This window comes from Streptomyces sp. NPDC019531, assembly GCF_044903305.1.
GTDB lineage: Bacteria > Actinomycetota > Actinomycetes > Streptomycetales > Streptomycetaceae > Streptomyces.
Genome location: NZ_JBJDQL010000006.1, coordinates 134,311 through 149,393, shown reverse-complemented (window position 1 = coordinate 149,393; position 15,083 = coordinate 134,311). Strand labels below are relative to the sequence as shown.

At 70.5% G+C, this 15,083-nt stretch carries 15 protein-coding genes and 1 pseudogene; 11 read left to right on the top strand and 5 right to left on the bottom strand.

From position 1 onward, the window contains the following. Positions 1-160 precede the first annotated feature (160 nt). Positions 161-580 (top strand): aspartate 1-decarboxylase, encoded by a 420-nt coding sequence (panD, locus tag ACI2L1_RS10160; protein ID WP_404738853.1) that lies wholly within the window; start codon positions 161-163, stop codon positions 578-580. Between the two features lie 42 nt (positions 581-622). After that, entirely contained in the window at positions 623-973 is a 351-nt protein-coding gene (locus tag ACI2L1_RS10155; RefSeq protein WP_404738852.1) for a GNAT family N-acetyltransferase, read from the top strand. Positions 974-1,444: 471 nt separating this feature from the next. Here the strand turns inward: ACI2L1_RS10155 and gndA are convergent, their stop codons facing one another. Next, complete coding sequence (gene gndA, locus ACI2L1_RS10150) at positions 1,445-2,884, bottom strand: NADP-dependent phosphogluconate dehydrogenase (protein ID WP_404738851.1); 1,440 nt, start codon at positions 2,882-2,884, stop codon at positions 1,445-1,447. Between the two features lie 272 nt (positions 2,885-3,156). Between gndA and ACI2L1_RS10145 the strand changes: the two genes are divergently transcribed. After that, positions 3,157-4,281 (top strand): transglycosylase family protein, encoded by a 1,125-nt coding sequence (locus ACI2L1_RS10145; protein ID WP_404738850.1) that lies wholly within the window; start codon positions 3,157-3,159, stop codon positions 4,279-4,281. Here ACI2L1_RS10145 and ACI2L1_RS10140 read toward each other — a convergent pair. After that, a complete protein-coding gene (locus ACI2L1_RS10140) occupies positions 4,271-5,422 on the bottom strand; it encodes a DMT family transporter (RefSeq protein WP_404738849.1) in 1,152 nt (383 codons plus the stop codon). The two genes, ACI2L1_RS10145 and ACI2L1_RS10140, sit on opposite strands and share 11 nt — an antisense overlap. Positions 5,423-5,632: 210 nt before the next feature. Here ACI2L1_RS10140 and ACI2L1_RS10135 point away from each other — a divergent pair, with 210 nt between their 5' ends. The 3 genes from ACI2L1_RS10135 to glgC are packed head-to-tail and all read left to right on the top strand — an operon-like array spanning position 5,633 to position 8,840. Next, on the top strand, positions 5,633-6,367 hold the full coding sequence (locus ACI2L1_RS10135; RefSeq protein ID WP_404738848.1) for a (2Fe-2S)-binding protein: 735 nt from the start codon (positions 5,633-5,635) through the stop codon (positions 6,365-6,367). Between the two features lie 37 nt (positions 6,368-6,404). Further along, complete coding sequence (glgA, locus tag ACI2L1_RS10130; RefSeq protein ID WP_404738847.1) at positions 6,405-7,571, top strand: glycogen synthase; 1,167 nt, start codon at positions 6,405-6,407, stop codon at positions 7,569-7,571. A 48-nt stretch (positions 7,572-7,619) separates the two neighbouring features. After that, a complete protein-coding gene (gene glgC / locus ACI2L1_RS10125; RefSeq protein ID WP_404738846.1) occupies positions 7,620-8,840 on the top strand; it encodes a glucose-1-phosphate adenylyltransferase in 1,221 nt (406 codons plus the stop codon). Here glgC and ACI2L1_RS10120 read toward each other — a convergent pair. Beyond that, entirely contained in the window at positions 8,837-9,229 is a 393-nt protein-coding gene (locus ACI2L1_RS10120) for a hypothetical protein (RefSeq protein WP_404738845.1), read from the bottom strand. The two genes, glgC and ACI2L1_RS10120, sit on opposite strands and share 4 nt — an antisense overlap. A 105-nt stretch (positions 9,230-9,334) precedes the next feature. Here ACI2L1_RS10120 and ACI2L1_RS10115 point away from each other — a divergent pair. The 4 genes and pseudogenes from ACI2L1_RS10115 to ACI2L1_RS10100 all read left to right on the top strand — a co-directional run. Next, positions 9,335-9,677, top strand: a pseudogene (locus ACI2L1_RS10115) (glycoside hydrolase family 2); the annotation flags it as partial. Positions 9,678-9,823: 146 nt separating this feature from the next. Further along, a complete protein-coding gene (locus tag ACI2L1_RS10110) occupies positions 9,824-11,152 on the top strand; it encodes a wax ester/triacylglycerol synthase family O-acyltransferase (RefSeq protein ID WP_404738844.1) in 1,329 nt (442 codons plus the stop codon). A gap of 105 nt (positions 11,153-11,257) precedes the next feature. Then, on the top strand, positions 11,258-12,778 hold the full coding sequence (locus tag ACI2L1_RS10105) for an SDR family NAD(P)-dependent oxidoreductase (RefSeq protein ID WP_404738843.1): 1,521 nt from the start codon (positions 11,258-11,260) through the stop codon (positions 12,776-12,778). An 83-nt stretch (positions 12,779-12,861) separates the two neighbouring features. Further along, complete coding sequence (locus tag ACI2L1_RS10100; RefSeq protein ID WP_404738842.1) at positions 12,862-13,092, top strand: hypothetical protein; 231 nt, start codon at positions 12,862-12,864, stop codon at positions 13,090-13,092. 297 nt (positions 13,093-13,389) lie between these two features. On the opposite strand, the gene ACI2L1_RS10095 is transcribed toward ACI2L1_RS10100, so the two are convergent. Next, positions 13,390-13,890, bottom strand: a complete 501-nt coding sequence (locus ACI2L1_RS10095) for an SDR family NAD(P)-dependent oxidoreductase (protein WP_404739010.1) — start codon at positions 13,888-13,890, stop codon at positions 13,390-13,392. Between the two features lie 64 nt (positions 13,891-13,954). Beyond that, positions 13,955-14,350 (bottom strand): hypothetical protein, encoded by a 396-nt coding sequence (locus ACI2L1_RS10090; RefSeq protein WP_404738841.1) that lies wholly within the window; start codon positions 14,348-14,350, stop codon positions 13,955-13,957. Positions 14,351-14,821: 471 nt separating this feature from the next. Here ACI2L1_RS10090 and ACI2L1_RS10085 point away from each other — a divergent pair, with 471 nt between their 5' ends. Further along, a complete protein-coding gene (locus ACI2L1_RS10085) occupies positions 14,822-14,995 on the top strand; it encodes a hypothetical protein (protein ID WP_007386357.1) in 174 nt (57 codons plus the stop codon). Positions 14,996-15,083 lie beyond the last annotated feature (88 nt).

The following is a 15,083-nucleotide window of genomic DNA, read 5'->3' as shown; positions in this document are numbered from 1 at the left end:
CCTTCACGTCTGCCTGGCACTGCATCAGGAATCTCAGTGATCGGTCAGCGTCGGTACCTGAACAGCAGGCGGGAAATCAGTGCGAAGCCTGCCGTTGTAGAGTGAAAAAAGCCCTTGACCTGCAGAAAGCTGGCAGGGAGCCGTCTTCCAGGAGTTCAAAATGCTGCGCACCATGTTCAAGTCCAAGATCCACCGAGCCACCGTCACCCAGGCCGACCTGCACTACGTGGGATCGGTGACCATCGACGCGGACCTTCTCGACGCCGCCGACCTGTTGCCCGGTGAGCTCGTCCACATCGTCGACATCACCAACGGCGCCCGGCTGGAGACGTACGTCATCAAGGGCGAGCGTGGTTCGGGCGTGATCGGTATCAACGGTGCCGCCGCCCATCTCGTCCACCCCGGCGATCTGGTGATCATCATCAGTTACGCTCAAGTGACCGACGCCGAGGCGCGGGCACTCGAACCCCGGGTCGTGCACGTGGACCGCGACAACCGTGTCGTGGCGCTGGGGTCCGACCCGTCCGAGCCGGTGCCGGGTTCGGACCAGGAGCGCAGTCCGCAGGCGGTGTCGGCCTGACCCCGACGCGACGCGCCACGACCTTGGACCAGGAGCGTGTTCATGAGCGACATCGAGATCCGTGACGACCGACAGGCCGGCCGCCTGGAGGCCTTCGGTTCCGGGGGAGGCGAAGTCGTCGGCCACATCCAGTACTTCGTGCTCGAATCGCCGGAGCGGGCCCTGGTCCCGGTCCACACCATCGTGGAGCCGGCGCACGAGGGGAAGGGCATCGCGGGCTCCCTGACCCGCGAGCTCTACACCATCGCGGCCCGCGAGGGCATCCCGGTCGCCCCGCTCTGCCCGTACGTCGTCAAGTGGGCCGAGCGCCATCCCGATGAGGCCCCGGCGGCCACCCCGGAACTGCTCGACGCGGCGCAGGCGTGGCTGACGGCTCATCCTGAGGGTTTCTGAGCTGACCTCGCCGTCACGAGAAGGCAGCGCACGCGGGCCGCGCCGTCATGCGGACGGGTGACTGCCGGGAGGGCTCATGGGTACGCGGGGAGTAGTCCAGAGCCGACGTCGACCGACTGGCTGGAGGACCTCATGACGAACCCGTTCCCCGACCCCGTCCCACCGGGTCCCACCCCGGGCCCCGGCCCGGTCCCCACACCGGGCCCGACCCCGGAGCCCCCGTCGCCCCCGGACCCGAACCCGGCCCCGGGACCCGTCCCGGCCCCCGATCCGGCGCCGTCCCCGATCCCGCCGGGCCCTGAGCCGGTACCGAACCCGGAACCCGGGCCGCCGCTCAGCTGACCGCGACTGGCACCTCCGCCTGTTGATGGCTGATGTCCACGCAGCCGCTGCACGCACATCCCGCATCCCGGGTGAACGCACAAGAGGAGGGCCGCCGACCGGCGGCCCTCCTCCCTGCAACGGCCATGGCTAGCCGGTCACCTCGGACCGGTCGCCGCCCCACAGCGTGTGGAACGACCCGTCCCGGTCCGTCCGCCGGTACGTGTGCGCACCGAAGAAGTCCCGCTGTCCCTGGGTGAGTGCGGCCGGAAGACGCTCCGCGCGCAGCGCGTCGTAGTACGCCAGCGCCGCCGAGAACCCGGGCACCGGCACCCCCTGCCGCGTCGCCGCGATGATCACGTCGCGCCAGTCGTCCTGCGCCGAGGCGATCTCCTGGGCGAAGGTGTCGTCGGAGAGCAGGCTCGGCAGGTCCGCGCGGGTGTCGTAGGCCGACCGGATACGGTCCAGGAAGGCCGCCCGAATGATGCAGCCGCCGCGCCAGATCGCGGAGACGGCACCGAGGTCGATGTCCCAGTCGTACTCCTCGCGGGCGGCCGCGATCTCATGGAAGCCCTGCGTGTACGACACGATCTTCGACGCGTACAGCGCCTGCTCCACACGGTCCGCGAAGGCACCCGCCTCGGACTCCGACAGAGGGGACGCCTTGGGCCCGGCGAGACCGCGGGACGCCTCCCGCAACTCCGCGTGGCCGGACAGCGACCGCGCGAAGACCGCCTCCGCGATGCCCGACACCGGGACACCCAGGTCGAGGGCGATCTGGACGGTCCAGCGGCCGGTCCCCTTCTGCTCGGCCTGGTCCACCACCACGTCCACGAACGGCTTGCCGGTCGCCGCGTCCACGTGGGAGAGCACCTCGGCCGTGATCTCGATCAGGTACGAGTCCAGGCGACCGGTGTTCCACGTGCGGAAGATGTCGGCGATCTGGGCGGGGGAGTACCCGGCCACGTCCCGCAGCAACTGGTAGGCCTCACCGATCAGCTGCATGTCGGCGTACTCGATGCCGTTGTGGACCATCTTCACGAAGTGCCCGGCCCCGTCGGGACCGACGTGCGTCACACAGGGCGCACCGTCCGCCGCCTTCGCGGAGATCTTCTCCAGCATCGGGCCGAGGGAGTCGTACGACTCCTTCGGGCCGCCCGGCATGATGCTCGGCCCGTGCAGCGCGCCCTCCTCGCCGCCGGAGACCCCCATGCCCACGAAGTGGATGCCCTGCTCCCGCAGTTCGCGCTCCCGGCGCCGGGTGTCCGCGAAGTGCGCGTTGCCACCGTCGATGATCATGTCGCCGGGTTCGAGGAGCGGGGCGAACTCCTGGATCACCGCGTCGGTCGGCTCACCGGCCTTGACCATGATGACCAGACGGCGCGGCCGCTCCAGAGCCGCCACGAACTCCTTCGCGGTCTCGGCCGCGATGAAGTCGCCCTCGGAGCCGAACTCCTCGACCAGGGCGTGCGTGCGCGACGCGGTCCGGTTGTGCAGGGCGACCGTATAGCCGTTGCGGGCGAAGTTGCGGGCCAGGTTGCGGCCCATGACCGCCAGGCCCGTGACGCCGATCTGCGCTGTTGTGCTCATACCGCCTGCTCCCAAAAGATCCCGTGGATCGCGTAGGTCATGTAACGCTCTGCTGCCGGTCGTGCTTGTCAGTATTGTCCACCGGCCATCCTGGCTTGTCGGGGGACCGGCCGCACACCAGGGATACGGTTCGCGCGCCTTGTTGCGTTCAGCCGGGGACACCGGCCCGACGGCCGCCCCGAAGAGGCCGATTGCCGTCTTGTCATGGCCTGTTCGCCGCGCTTACTTTTGCCCCTCCTGACGCATGACGCATGTTGTAGGGGGAGGCCTCCATGGCCGTACGCGGCCGGCACCGCCGGTATCAGCCGAACAGGATCAACCGCGCCTCGCTCACCGTCACGGCGGGCGGCGTCGGCATCGCGGTCCCGCTCATCGGCACCGGCACGGCCCACGCGGCCGACGTGGACACCTGGAACAAGGTCGCCGCCTGCGAGTCCAGCAACAACTGGAGCATCAACACCGGCAACGGCTACTACGGCGGGCTCCAGTTCACCCAGTCGACCTGGGAGGCGTACGGCGGCACCCGGTACGCGGCACGCGCGGATCTGGCCACCAAGGACCAGCAGATCGCCGTGGCCGAGAAGGTGCTGGACGGACAGGGCCCGGGCGCCTGGCCGGCGTGTTCGGTGCGGGCCGGGCTCACCCGCGGGGGCTCCACGCCGGACATCCAGCCCCTCACCAAGAAGTCGGCCTCAGTTCAGGACGTCCAGCCGCAGACCACCCCGCAGTCGCGGGCCGGGACCGCCGAGATGTACACCGTGGTCCGCGGCGACTCGCTCTCGGGGATCGCGGACGCCCAGAAGGTGCGCGGCGGCTGGCGGCAGCTCTACGCCGCCAACCGGAAGGCCGTCGGCGCCGACCCCGACCTGATCCTGCCCGGGCAGCGGCTGAAACTGCGGGCCGCCGCCGGTACGACCACCACCGCCGACACCACCTCGGTGAAGAAGACCACCTCCTCCGGCACCGAGGAGACCGCGAAGAAGGCCACGGACACGGGCCTGGTCGCCCCGGTGAACGCCTCCCTCGGCACCCCGTACCGCAAGGCGGGCTCGGCCTGGTCGAAGGGCTACCACACCGGCGTCGACTTCCCGGTGCCCACCGGGACCTCCGTGAAGGCGGTCGCGTCCGGCAAGGTCGTCACCTCGGGGTGGGGCGGCTCCTTCGGCTACCAGGTGGTCATCCGGCACGCCGACGGCCGCTACACGCAGTACGCCCATCTGTCCGCGATCTCCGTGAAGGCAGGGCAGTCGGTGGGCGGCGGGCAGCGCATCGGCCGCTCCGGGTCCACCGGAAACAGCTCGGGCCCGCATCTGCACTTCGAGGTGCGGACGGGGCCCGGCTTCGGTACCGACATCGACCCGGTGGCCTATCTCAGGACCGGCGGCATCAGGATTTGACACGCGTGCGGTGCCGGTCCAGGACCGGCATCGGAATGTACGCGGCGCCGTAGAAGGGGCCGTAGTACGCCGGAGGCTCGTCGCCCAGGTCGCCCAGGAGCTCGTCGGACGGGCCCGGGCCTTCCGGCAGCGGCACAGCCGTCTCAACGGCTGTCGGCGTGGCGGGACCCGGGACGAGCAGCTCCTCGCGCAGGGCGGCGACCTCCTCGATGAGCACACCCTCGCGCAGGACCGCGTCGGCCGGTTCCTCGACGGGGGCCGGGACGAACACGCCCCCGTGCTCGGCCGCCGCGGGCTCCGCCTCGGCGTGGGTGCGCTGGATCCGTTCCGTCGTCAGCAGGATCAGTCCGCCTGCCGCCACCACACCGCAGCTCAGGGCGAGCGCGGTGCCCGTGGTGCCGTAGCGGAAGGTTTCGCCGAACATCGTGATGCCGACCGCGGCCGCCACCACCGGGTTCACGACCGTCAGCGTGGCCAGCGGGGCCGCGAGACCGGCACCGCGGTACGAGGCCTGCGACAGCATCAGTCCGGTCGTGGCCAGGACACCGATCGCGGCCAGCGACGGCAGCTCCGCCGCCGATATGCCGCCGGTCCAGTCGACGGCGACCGTCTTGGTGAACACCGAGGACATGCCGAACGCTATGCCGGACGCGGTCGCGAGCAGCATGCTGCGCACCACCGGGTGCCGGTGCGCGGCCCGGCCCGCGATCATCAGCGCGACCACCGCGACGACCGTCAACAGTCCGGCGGACACCCGCTGGGCCGTGCTCAGCGACTGCGCGTCGGAGGCGCCCACCAGAGAGAGCAGACCGGCCAGACCCACGGTCGCCATGATCGCGCCCCGCCAGGCGGTGGCCCCGGCCCTGCGGCGCACGAACAGCGCCGCCATCGGCAGTGCGAACACGATGGTCAGAGCGCCCAGCGGCTGGACCAGACTGAGGGGACCGTAGGCGAGCGCCACCACGTGCAGCAGTCCACCGAGACCGTTCAGCGCGACCGCCGCCCACCAGCTCGGCCGGCGCAGCGGCGCGTACTGCTCGTCGGGGTGCGACACCGCGACCTGCTCCTGCACGATCGCTCCACCCGCGTAGGCGACGGCGGAGACGAGGGAGAGGAGCACAGACAACGCGAGGGCACTCATGAGCTGCTCCTCTGCGTAAGGCGGGGGCGGTTTGCCCGGCGCGACGAACGGTCGTCTTCCATGACCAACACGATGCCCGGAAAACTTCTTCCCGTCGTCGTACCTGAGCAGGCAATGGGTCCTACTGCCGATGGAGTACAAAAGGGTCCGTGTCCTCCCCAAGGCGGGTGACACGGGGTGGAGGCCCCCTGGAGGGCACCCCTAGGGGCCTTGGTACTACTGCTGTTCGTGGACCTCGACCCGGATCTCATGGCGCTGCGGCCGCTCGGCGGCTTCTTCGTACTACGCACGATCGGCAGCACGGCCGAGGCGTCGCCCAGAGCGCTGCCGTCTCTCGCACAAGTCTACGAGAACCGGTCGTCGGATGTTTACGGAAATCCCATGACTTTTCGTGTCCGCAAGGTCGCGGCGGCCCTGCGCGCCCCCGAGCCCCGGATCGCGGCCTCCATCGCGCACCTGGGCCTCGCGGCCAGGCTGTGGTCGGTGGCGCTCGGCTGTGCCGTCCGGTACGGGCGGATCCCGGACCTGGCCCCGCACCGTCTGCGCTGGGACCCCGACGCGAGCGCCCCCGACGATCTGTGGCTGGACGGCTTGCTGCCGCTTCCGGGCGATGCCGGGACGATCGCCGAGGTCGTGCTGCGGGGTCACCTCGAACCGCTGGCGGCAACGCTGCACACCGAGTACCGGCTGGCCACCGGCCTGCTGTGGGGCAATGCCGGCTCGGCCCTCACGGGAGCCGTCCGCCAACTGGGCCACCGCAGTACCGTAGCCCGCGACCTCGCGGCCGAACTCCTCGCCCATCCGCTGCTCGAAGGCACCCTCGACGGCACCACGCTGCGGCGCCGCAGTTGTTGTCTGTACTACCGGTTGCCGGGGGGTGGCGTGTGCGGTGACTGTTGCTTCACACGAGCCCCGGGCTCTTCCCCGCGCGGCGCATCTGGGTGACCATGAAGGCCGACCAGTCTGAGACAGGGGGTTCCGGGTGCGTGTGGGCCTGCTGACCCGGGAGTACCCGCCGGACGTGTACGGCGGCGCGGGTGTCCATGTCGAGTTCCTCGCCCGGGAGTTGAGATCCCTGGTCGACCTGGACGTGCACTGCTGGGGCGAGGTCTCCGCCAAGGAGCGGGCGGAGGGCGTGATCCGGCACCGGCCCTGGTCCGCGCTGGACACCGCCAACGACGCGCTGCGCACCTTCTCCGTGGACCTGTCCATGGCGGCGGGGCTCGAAGACCGCGACCTGGTTCACTCCCACACCTGGTACGCCAACCTCGCAGGGCACCTCGGCAAGCTCCTGCACGGCATCCCGCATGTGATGACCGCGCATTCCCTCGAGCCCCTGCGCCCCTGGAAGGCCGAGCAACTCGGCGGCGGATACGCCCTGTCGAGCTGGGCCGAGCGCACCGCGATCGAGTCCGCCGACGCCGTGATCGCCGTCTCCGGAGCGATGCGCGAGGACATCCTCGGCTGTTACCCGGCGCTGGATCCGGCCAAGGTCCACATCGTGCACAACGGCATCGACACCACCCTCTACCGGCCCGACCACGGCACCGACGTACTGGACCGCGTCGGCCTGGACCGCGACCGTCCGTTCGTGCTGTTCGTCGGCCGCATCACCCGCCAGAAGGGCGTGCCCCATCTGCTGCGCGCGGTACGGGACATCGACCCTGCCGCACAGGTCGTGCTGTGCGCGGGAGCCCCCGACACCCCGGAGATCGACCGGGAGTTCCGCGAGCTCTTCGAGGAGCTGAGCCGGGTCCGCGAGGGCGTGCACTGGATCCCGCAGATGCTGCCGCGCCCCGAGGTGATCCAACTCCTCACCCATGCGGCCGTGTTCGTCTGCCCCTCGGTGTACGAGCCCCTCGGCATCGTCAACCTGGAGGCGATGGCCTGCGGAACTCCCGTCGTGGCCTCGCGAGTCGGCGGTATCCCGGAGGTCGTGGACGACGGCAGGACCGGACTGCTCGTCCCCGTGGACGACGCGTTCGAGGAGGGGCTCGCGCGGGCACTCGACTCGGTGATCGGCGATCCGGCCACGGCTCGGCGGATGGGCGAGGCGGGACGGGAGCGCGCGGTGGGCGAGTTCGGCTGGGACGCGGTCGCGCGGCGCACGGTGGGGCTCTACGAGAAGATCCTCAAACAGGCGTACTAAGTCCCCTACAAGGGCAGGCATGGGTCAACCAGGGTGAGGGGAGCGGCCATGCGTCGTGGCGGACCTTCGGTGCTCGGCATCGTACTGGCGGGCGGAGAAGGCAAACGCCTGATGCCCCTGACCACGGACCGCGCCAAACCGGCGGTCACCTTCGGAGGAACGTATCGCCTGGTCGACTTCGTCCTCTCCAACCTCGTCAACGGCGACATTCTGCGCATCTGCGTCCTCACGCAGTACAAGTCGCACTCGCTGGACCGCCACATCACCACCACCTGGCGGATGTCCAGCCTGCTCGGCAACTACGTCACCCCGGTCCCGGCCCAGCAGCGCCTCGGTCCGCGCTGGTACCTGGGCAGTGCGGACGCGATCCTCCAGTCGCTGAACCTGATCTACGACGAACGCCCCGAGTACGTCGTGGTGTTCGGCGCCGACCACGTGTACCGCATGGACCCGCGCCAGATGCTCGCCCAGCACATCGAGTCCGGTGCCGGTGTCACGGTGGCCGGGATCCGTGTCCCGCGCTCCGAGTCCCCGTCCTTCGGGGTGATCTCGCCGGGCTCGGACGGACTCACGGTGGAGCGTTTCCTGGAGAAGCCGGCCGACCCGCCGGGCCTCGCGGACGACCCGGAGTGCGTGTTCGCCTCGATGGGCAACTACATCTTCACGACGAAGGCTCTGATCGAAGCGCTGCAACGGGACTCCGAGGACGAGAACTCCGTGCACGACATGGGCGGTTCGATCCTCCCGCAGCTCACCGACCGCGGCGAGGCCCAGCTCTACGACTTCAGCGCCAACCACGTGCCCGGCGAGACCAGCCGTGACCGCGGCTACTGGCGGGACGTGGGCACCCTGGACGCGTACTACGACGCCCACATGGACCTGATCGCCGAGCGCCCCGCCTTCAACCTCTACAACCGGCAGTGGCCCATCTACACCCACTCCGGCCAGCTCTCCCCGGCCCGCTTCAACGCCGGAGGCATCGCCAGCGAGTCCATCATCAGCGCCGGCTGCCTCATCCGGGGCCAGGTCACCCGGTCCGTGCTGTCGCCCGGAGTCGTGGTCGACCCGGGGGCCGTGGTCCAGGGCTCCGTGCTGCACGACAACGTCAAGATAGGCCGCGGCGCGGTGGTCCGCGGTGCCGTCCTCGACAAGAACGTCGAGGTCCCGCCGGGCGCCACGATCGGGGTGAACCCGGAGCGGGACGCGGAGCTGTACACGGTGTCCAAGGGCGGGGTGATCGCGCTCGGGAAGGGCCAGCTCGTGTCCTAGGCGTCGGGCGCCCCACCCCGCAGGGACTCGAAGTTCTTCATGATCACCTCGCTGGTCCGGCGCAGCTCGTCCGAGGGGCTGATCTGGAGGTATTCGCTGCCCGGCTCGGTGTGCACCGGCACATGCCCCGCGGGGGCGTAGAACGCGTCGCCCTCGTGGTAGACCTCGTCGTGGTCCGCGTAGTGGAAGGTGAGTTCGCCCCTGAAGACGTAGCCCCAGTGCGGGCACTGGCAGCGGTCGTCGGGCAGCCCCTTGAGCAGAGGCCGGTGGTCGATGTCCTCGCGGAATGTCAGGAAGTCGACCGTGTAGTCGCCGAACACCTCGGCCCGGTCGACGACCGCGCCGTAGTCGCCGCCCTGGGTGGCCGTGTCGCGGGAAACCTTCGGCATCTCCGTCGCCTTCTTCCGGCAGGGGAGGGTTCTTCCGTCCATTGTCCGCGTGCGACCCGTCGACGGCATGCGCTGGGCAGACTTGTCATGTCCCTGGACGGGGCGGACGGCAGGCGTGCCCTGGTCGGCGGTGAGTACGGCGGACTCCGGTCTGGCGGTGCCCGGACACGCCTGGTCCGTCCGGCAGCCGTATGCCGACGTCGATCCGGCGACCTGCACCCACGACTATCCGGCCAAGCCGGACGAGGTGCGCGCGCTGGTGTGCAAGGGGAGCAACGGGGCCGTATACACACAGATCTCGGACGTGGAAGGGGAGTTCAACAGGCTGCTCAGCTACGACCGCGAGGCCCTGAAGCCGGACGCCGAACGAGTGAGGGCAGCGCACTTGGCCCTGCTCCGGGACTCCTCCCGGGCGACTCCGGCGGGTTGTGCGACGAGCGACGGGTGATCACACTCGCACCATGAGTCCCGCCCCTTTCAAAGGGGGTGGGACTTAACCTGACGTTTACTGTGTGTAGCTTGATCGTACTTGACCGTAATCGCGGGAGGGCTGTTGACTGCTTGCTCACCCCTTCGTCGACGCGAGGCAAGCCATTGACTCCTGACCTGCTCGCACCTCTCGACCTGGCGTTCTGGAACATGGAATCCGCCGAGCACCCGATGCACCTGGGAGCGCTCGGCGTCTTCGCGGCACACTCGCCCACCGCCGGTGCCCACGCGGCCGACCTGCTCGCGGGCCGGGCCGCTGCCGTGCCCGGCCTCAGGATGCTGATCCGGGACGTGTGGCCGCTCGGCTTCCCGTACGCATTCGGGGGAGCCGCGCGAGTCCCCGACCCCGGCTTCGATCCGCGCCGGCACGTCCTGCTGCACGCCCCGACCGCGGACTTCCACACCGAGGCCGGCCGGCTCATGCAGCAGCCGCTCGACCGCGAACGGCCGCCGTGGGAGGCGCATGTGCTGCCGGGGCAGGACGGTGTCTCCTTCGCCGTGCTCTTCAAGTTCCACCACGCCCTGGCCGACGGACTGCGGGCGCTGACGCTCGCCGCCGCCGTCCTGGACCCCATGGACCTGCCCGTGCGCAAACCCCGCCCCGAGGAGCCGCCCAAGGCACTGCTGCCGGACGTCCGCAAGCTGCGCGGGCTCGTCCGGAGTGCCGTCTCCGACGTGGGCCGCGCCCTCGACATCGGCGCCTCGGTCGCCCTGTCCTCCGTGGGCGTGCGTTCCTCGGCCGCCCTCGCCGCCGAGCCGAGCGGTACCCGCCGTACCGCCGGAGTGGCCGTCGACATCGACGATGTGCACCGGGTGCGCAAGAGCAGGGGCGGCACCGTCAACGACGTCCTGATCGCGGTCGTCGCGGGAGCCCTGCGGCGCTGGCTGGACGAGCGCGGCGACGGCAGCGAGGGCGTGGCGCCCCGCGCCCTGATCCCCGTCTCCAAGCGCCGTCCGCGCACCGCGCACCCCCAGGGCAACCGGCTCTCCGGCTACCTGATGCGGCTTCCGGTCGACGACCCCGACCCGCTGAGCCGCCTCGACACCGTCCGCACGGCGATGGACCGCAACAAGGACGCGGGCCCCAACCGGGGCGCCGGTGCGGTCGCCCTGCTCGCCGACCACGTCCCGGCCCTCGGACACCGGCTCGCCGGTCCCCTGGTCGGCCAGGGCGCCCGGCTCTGGTTCGACATCCTCGTCACCAGCGTGCCGCTGCCCGGCATCGGCCTGAAGCTCGGCGGCAACCCGGTCACGGAGGTCTACCCCTTCGCGCCCCTCGCCCGCGGCCAGTCCCTCGCGGTCGCGATCTCGACGTACCGGGGACAGGTCCACTACGGCCTCGTCGCCGACGCCGAGGCCGTGCCCGATCTGGACCGGTTCGCCCACGCCCTGTCCGGGGAGGTGAGGGAACTGCTGGCCGCGTGCGATTCTTGATCGTTTCCGGTTTTCCGTCCGGCCCCGGCGCTGAAGTAAAATTCCGCGTCCGACAAGCGGACGCGGCCGGAGAGCCGCACGGGTGACCAGGGAAACGGCAGCGCGATGACGGTGACAGAGGACGGCCCGGCGACGACCACGGACGAGGTCGTGCACCAGCTCGGTGACGAGGTCGTGCACGGCCCCGGCATCGACCCGGAGCGGCTGGCCGTATGCCTCGGCGTGCTCGACGAACTCGACAAGCTGGAGGTCGACCACCCGGACGCGATCGCCGTGCGCCGGGCCACCGCCGGGATCTACCGCACGGTCAAGCAGCGCCGCCGGCAGGAGCGGCGGGCCGCCAAGACCGCCCACGACAAGGCGGTCACGGAGGCCACGGCGACCGGCTCCGCCCAGCGCATCGACGACGAGACCGAGGGCATCCTGCCGTCGTCGGTCACCGAGGCGGGCAGGGTCGCGGGGATACTCCAGCGCCCCCGCTCCTGCTACACCTGCAAGACCCGGTACGTCGAGGTCGACTACTTCTACCACCAGCTCTGTCCGGACTGCGCCGCCCTGAACCGGGCCAAGCGCGACGTCCGCGCCGACCTCACCGGCAAGCGCGCCCTGCTCACCGGTGGCCGTGCCAAGATCGGCATGTACATCGCGCTCCGGCTGCTGCGCGACGGCGCCCACACCACGATCACCACACGTTTCCCGAAGGACGCCATCCGCCGCTTCAAGGCCATGGACGATTCCGGGGACTGGATGCACCGCCTGGAGGTCGTCGGCATCGACCTGCGCGACCCGGCGCAGGCCGTGGCCCTCGCCGAACAGGTCGCCGAGGCGGGCCCGCTCGACATCCTGGTCAACAACGCCACGCAGACCGTACGCCGACTGCCCTCCGCCTACGCCGCCCTCGTCGACGGCGAGAGCGCCCCGCTGCCCGCGGGTGAACTCCCCGCCCACCACGTCATCGGCGCCTTCGGCTCCGGCGCGGTCGACGGGCTCGCCTCCCTGCCCGCCGGGATCTCCGGCATCGACGCGCAGCAGGTCGCCGACCTCGCCCTGGTCGCGGGCAACGCCAGCGTGGCCCGGCACCTGGACGGCACCGCCATCGACGCGGGCGGCCTGGTCCCCGACGTCGTCGACAGCAACACCTGGGTGCAGACCATCGAGCAGATCTCCCCGGTGGAGCTCCTCGAAACCCAGCTGTGCAACTACACGGCACCGTTCATCCTGATCAGCGCTCTGCGCCCGGCCATGGCCGATGCGGCGAAGAAGGCCAGGAGCGGTCGCGCCTACGTCGTGAACGTCTCCGCTATGGAGGGCGTCTTCGGCCGCGGTTACAAGGGCGCGGGCCACCCCAACACCAACGCCGCCAAGGCCGCGATGAACATGGTCACCCGGACCAGCGCCCAGGAGATGTTCCAGAGCGACGGCATCCTCATGACCTCGGTCGACACCGGCTGGATCACCGACGAGCGCCCCCACTACGACAAGCTCCGCCTCGCCGAGGAGGGCTTCCACGCCCCTCTCGATCTGGTCGACGGGGCGGCCCGCGTCTACGACCCGATCGTGCGCGGCGAGGACGGCGAGGACGTCTACGGGGTCTTCCTGAAGGACTACGCGCCCGGGAAGTGGTGAACCGAGAGCGTCGGCGGCTCTGACGTGTGGGCCGTCGGCGACGGGGAACCCGGACACCGGTCAGTTCCTCGCCAGGAGTTGTCATGGCACGTCCACACAGCATCGATCCGCGCGCGTTCGACGACCCGCGCAACCACTACCCGACCGACGAGGAGTTCTACGCGAGCGACCGTCCGGTCCGGCACGAGATCCCCGAGGACCGGCCCCGGGGCGGGGCGTCCGACCCGATCAAGCACCCCTGGAGCTGGGGAATGATCGCGCTCGTCGTCTTCGCGGCCCTGATCATCCTCATGGGCATCGCGCTCTTCCCGTGAGAGCGTCACGGATTCGGCGGCGTGTACGCCCGTAACCGGTCGTGTACGGCGTACCAGCCGGCCGCGCCGCCCGCACCCGCGTGCCCGTGTCCACCAGCAGATCGGCCCCGGTGATCCTCCCCCACGCTCTGACTCCGCTCGCGCGGGGGCACCCCCGATGGCCGCGTCGGACGCGAGCCACACCACGGCCCGCACGATGTCCTCGGGCCCGCCGATCCGGCCCAATGGCAGTTCGACCGGCCCCTTCTCCTACATGCACCGCGCCATCTCCGTCCGGACGCCCGGGAGACACCGAGTTCACCCGCACCCGGGGAGCCGGCTCGCCCGCCGGCTGCCGGGTGAGATGCAGCAGCGACACTTCACTGGCGCCGTACGCGCCGACGTTCGGACCGACATGTGCGGCGCCCTCCGTGCGGACGTTGACCCCGACCCGCCGTGCTCCCGCATCCACCGCCGCCACGACTCCTGCACGAGTCGCAGCGTTGCCTCGACGTTGACGGTGAAGGCCTCGCGCCAGGCCTGGGGGGCCACGTCCATGAGGGGCCCGTTGGGTTGATTGGTCGCCGCGTCGTTGACGACGATGTCCAGTCGGCCGAACTCACGCGGGGCGAGATCCACGACCGTCCTCAGGTGCTCCGGATCCGTGACGCTGCACTGCGCTGGGGCCCGCGAGCCCGACGCCGCCGACCTCGGCGGCGGCCCGCCGGACGTCCTCCTCGCCAAGATGCACACCAGCGCCCCGGCGTCGGCCGGTTGCCGGACGACCTCGCGCCCGATCCCGCGGGTGCCGCCGGTCACGAGGGCAGCCTGGCCGTGCAGTCCGTACGACGACGTCACCGCCGCACGGTCCCATGACGTGCCGTCAGTCGACAGTTTCCAAACGGGAGTTGCGTGCGGCAACCAGCTCCAGCACCGCGCGCCAGTCCTCCAGGACCCCGGCGTCGAAGCCGGCCGACCCACTCTCCTCGACGGCCTCGCGCAGGCGCAGCAGGTCCTCGTCGGTGGTGGGGCCGTGGTGGCGTACGAGATGGTGCACGCGCTCGCCGAGCAGAGGGCGTACGGCCTGCGCCGCGCGGTCGGCGCGCGCCGTTTCCTCGGCCGGGCCGAGCAGCTGTCCGATGTCGTGGACAAGGCCCGCCACCTGGAGCTCCTTGTCGGCGGGGCGGCTGCGGCGCAGCAGGGCGGCGGTCCGCAACGCGCGCTGGTGCCGACAGGCGTACAACAGATCCATCAGCTCTTCGACGCTGCGCAGCTCCATGCGTCAGACCTTCCGCCGGTCCAGCCGTTGCCGTACGTCAGCAGATCATGGGCGGCTTGCGATTCGGCCAACGGGACTTGAACTGCCTGACCCTGATCGGTCGAAGAGCAGAGCGACGGTGTAGGCCGACCGGGTGACTCCCAAATGGCGCGTACCCGGGCAAAATCCGCCATACGGTGGCCGAAGAGGGCGGGTGACTCGTAATGGTTACGCCATGTTTTCAGCCCCTATCGAGCGGACCTCCGCTCATTTGGTTAATCTGTAGCGGACGGACGGCAGTACGGGGTCCCACCCACACCCACAGTCCGTCCCGGGACAGCCGGTCACCACGGCCTGCTCTCACATGAGTTACCGGCGCCACCGCGTCCGAACCCGATCTCGACACAAGGCCCGAGCGGACGCCCTGGCACCAGGCCGTAGCACTGGACAGGTCACGTCCCGAGGGTGAGCCCGACACATAAGGAGTGCGCGGTGACACCGGAGAAGACGAATCGCGAACAGCGCCCCAAGGAACGCCCGGAGCGCGCGGGCCGACGGCCCGGGGACATCGGCAGTCTCGACGTGTGGGCGCGCTCCGCCCCCATCCGTCTCGCGGGCTACGAGGACGACCTCGCCGAGCCCCACATCCTGCCCAGCGTGGACTGACCGCAGGACCTTCGCGTTCGCCGACGGCATGGGCGTGCGAGTCCCACGCCCATGCCGATCACAGAAGCCGCGGCCGACGACCGGCCGC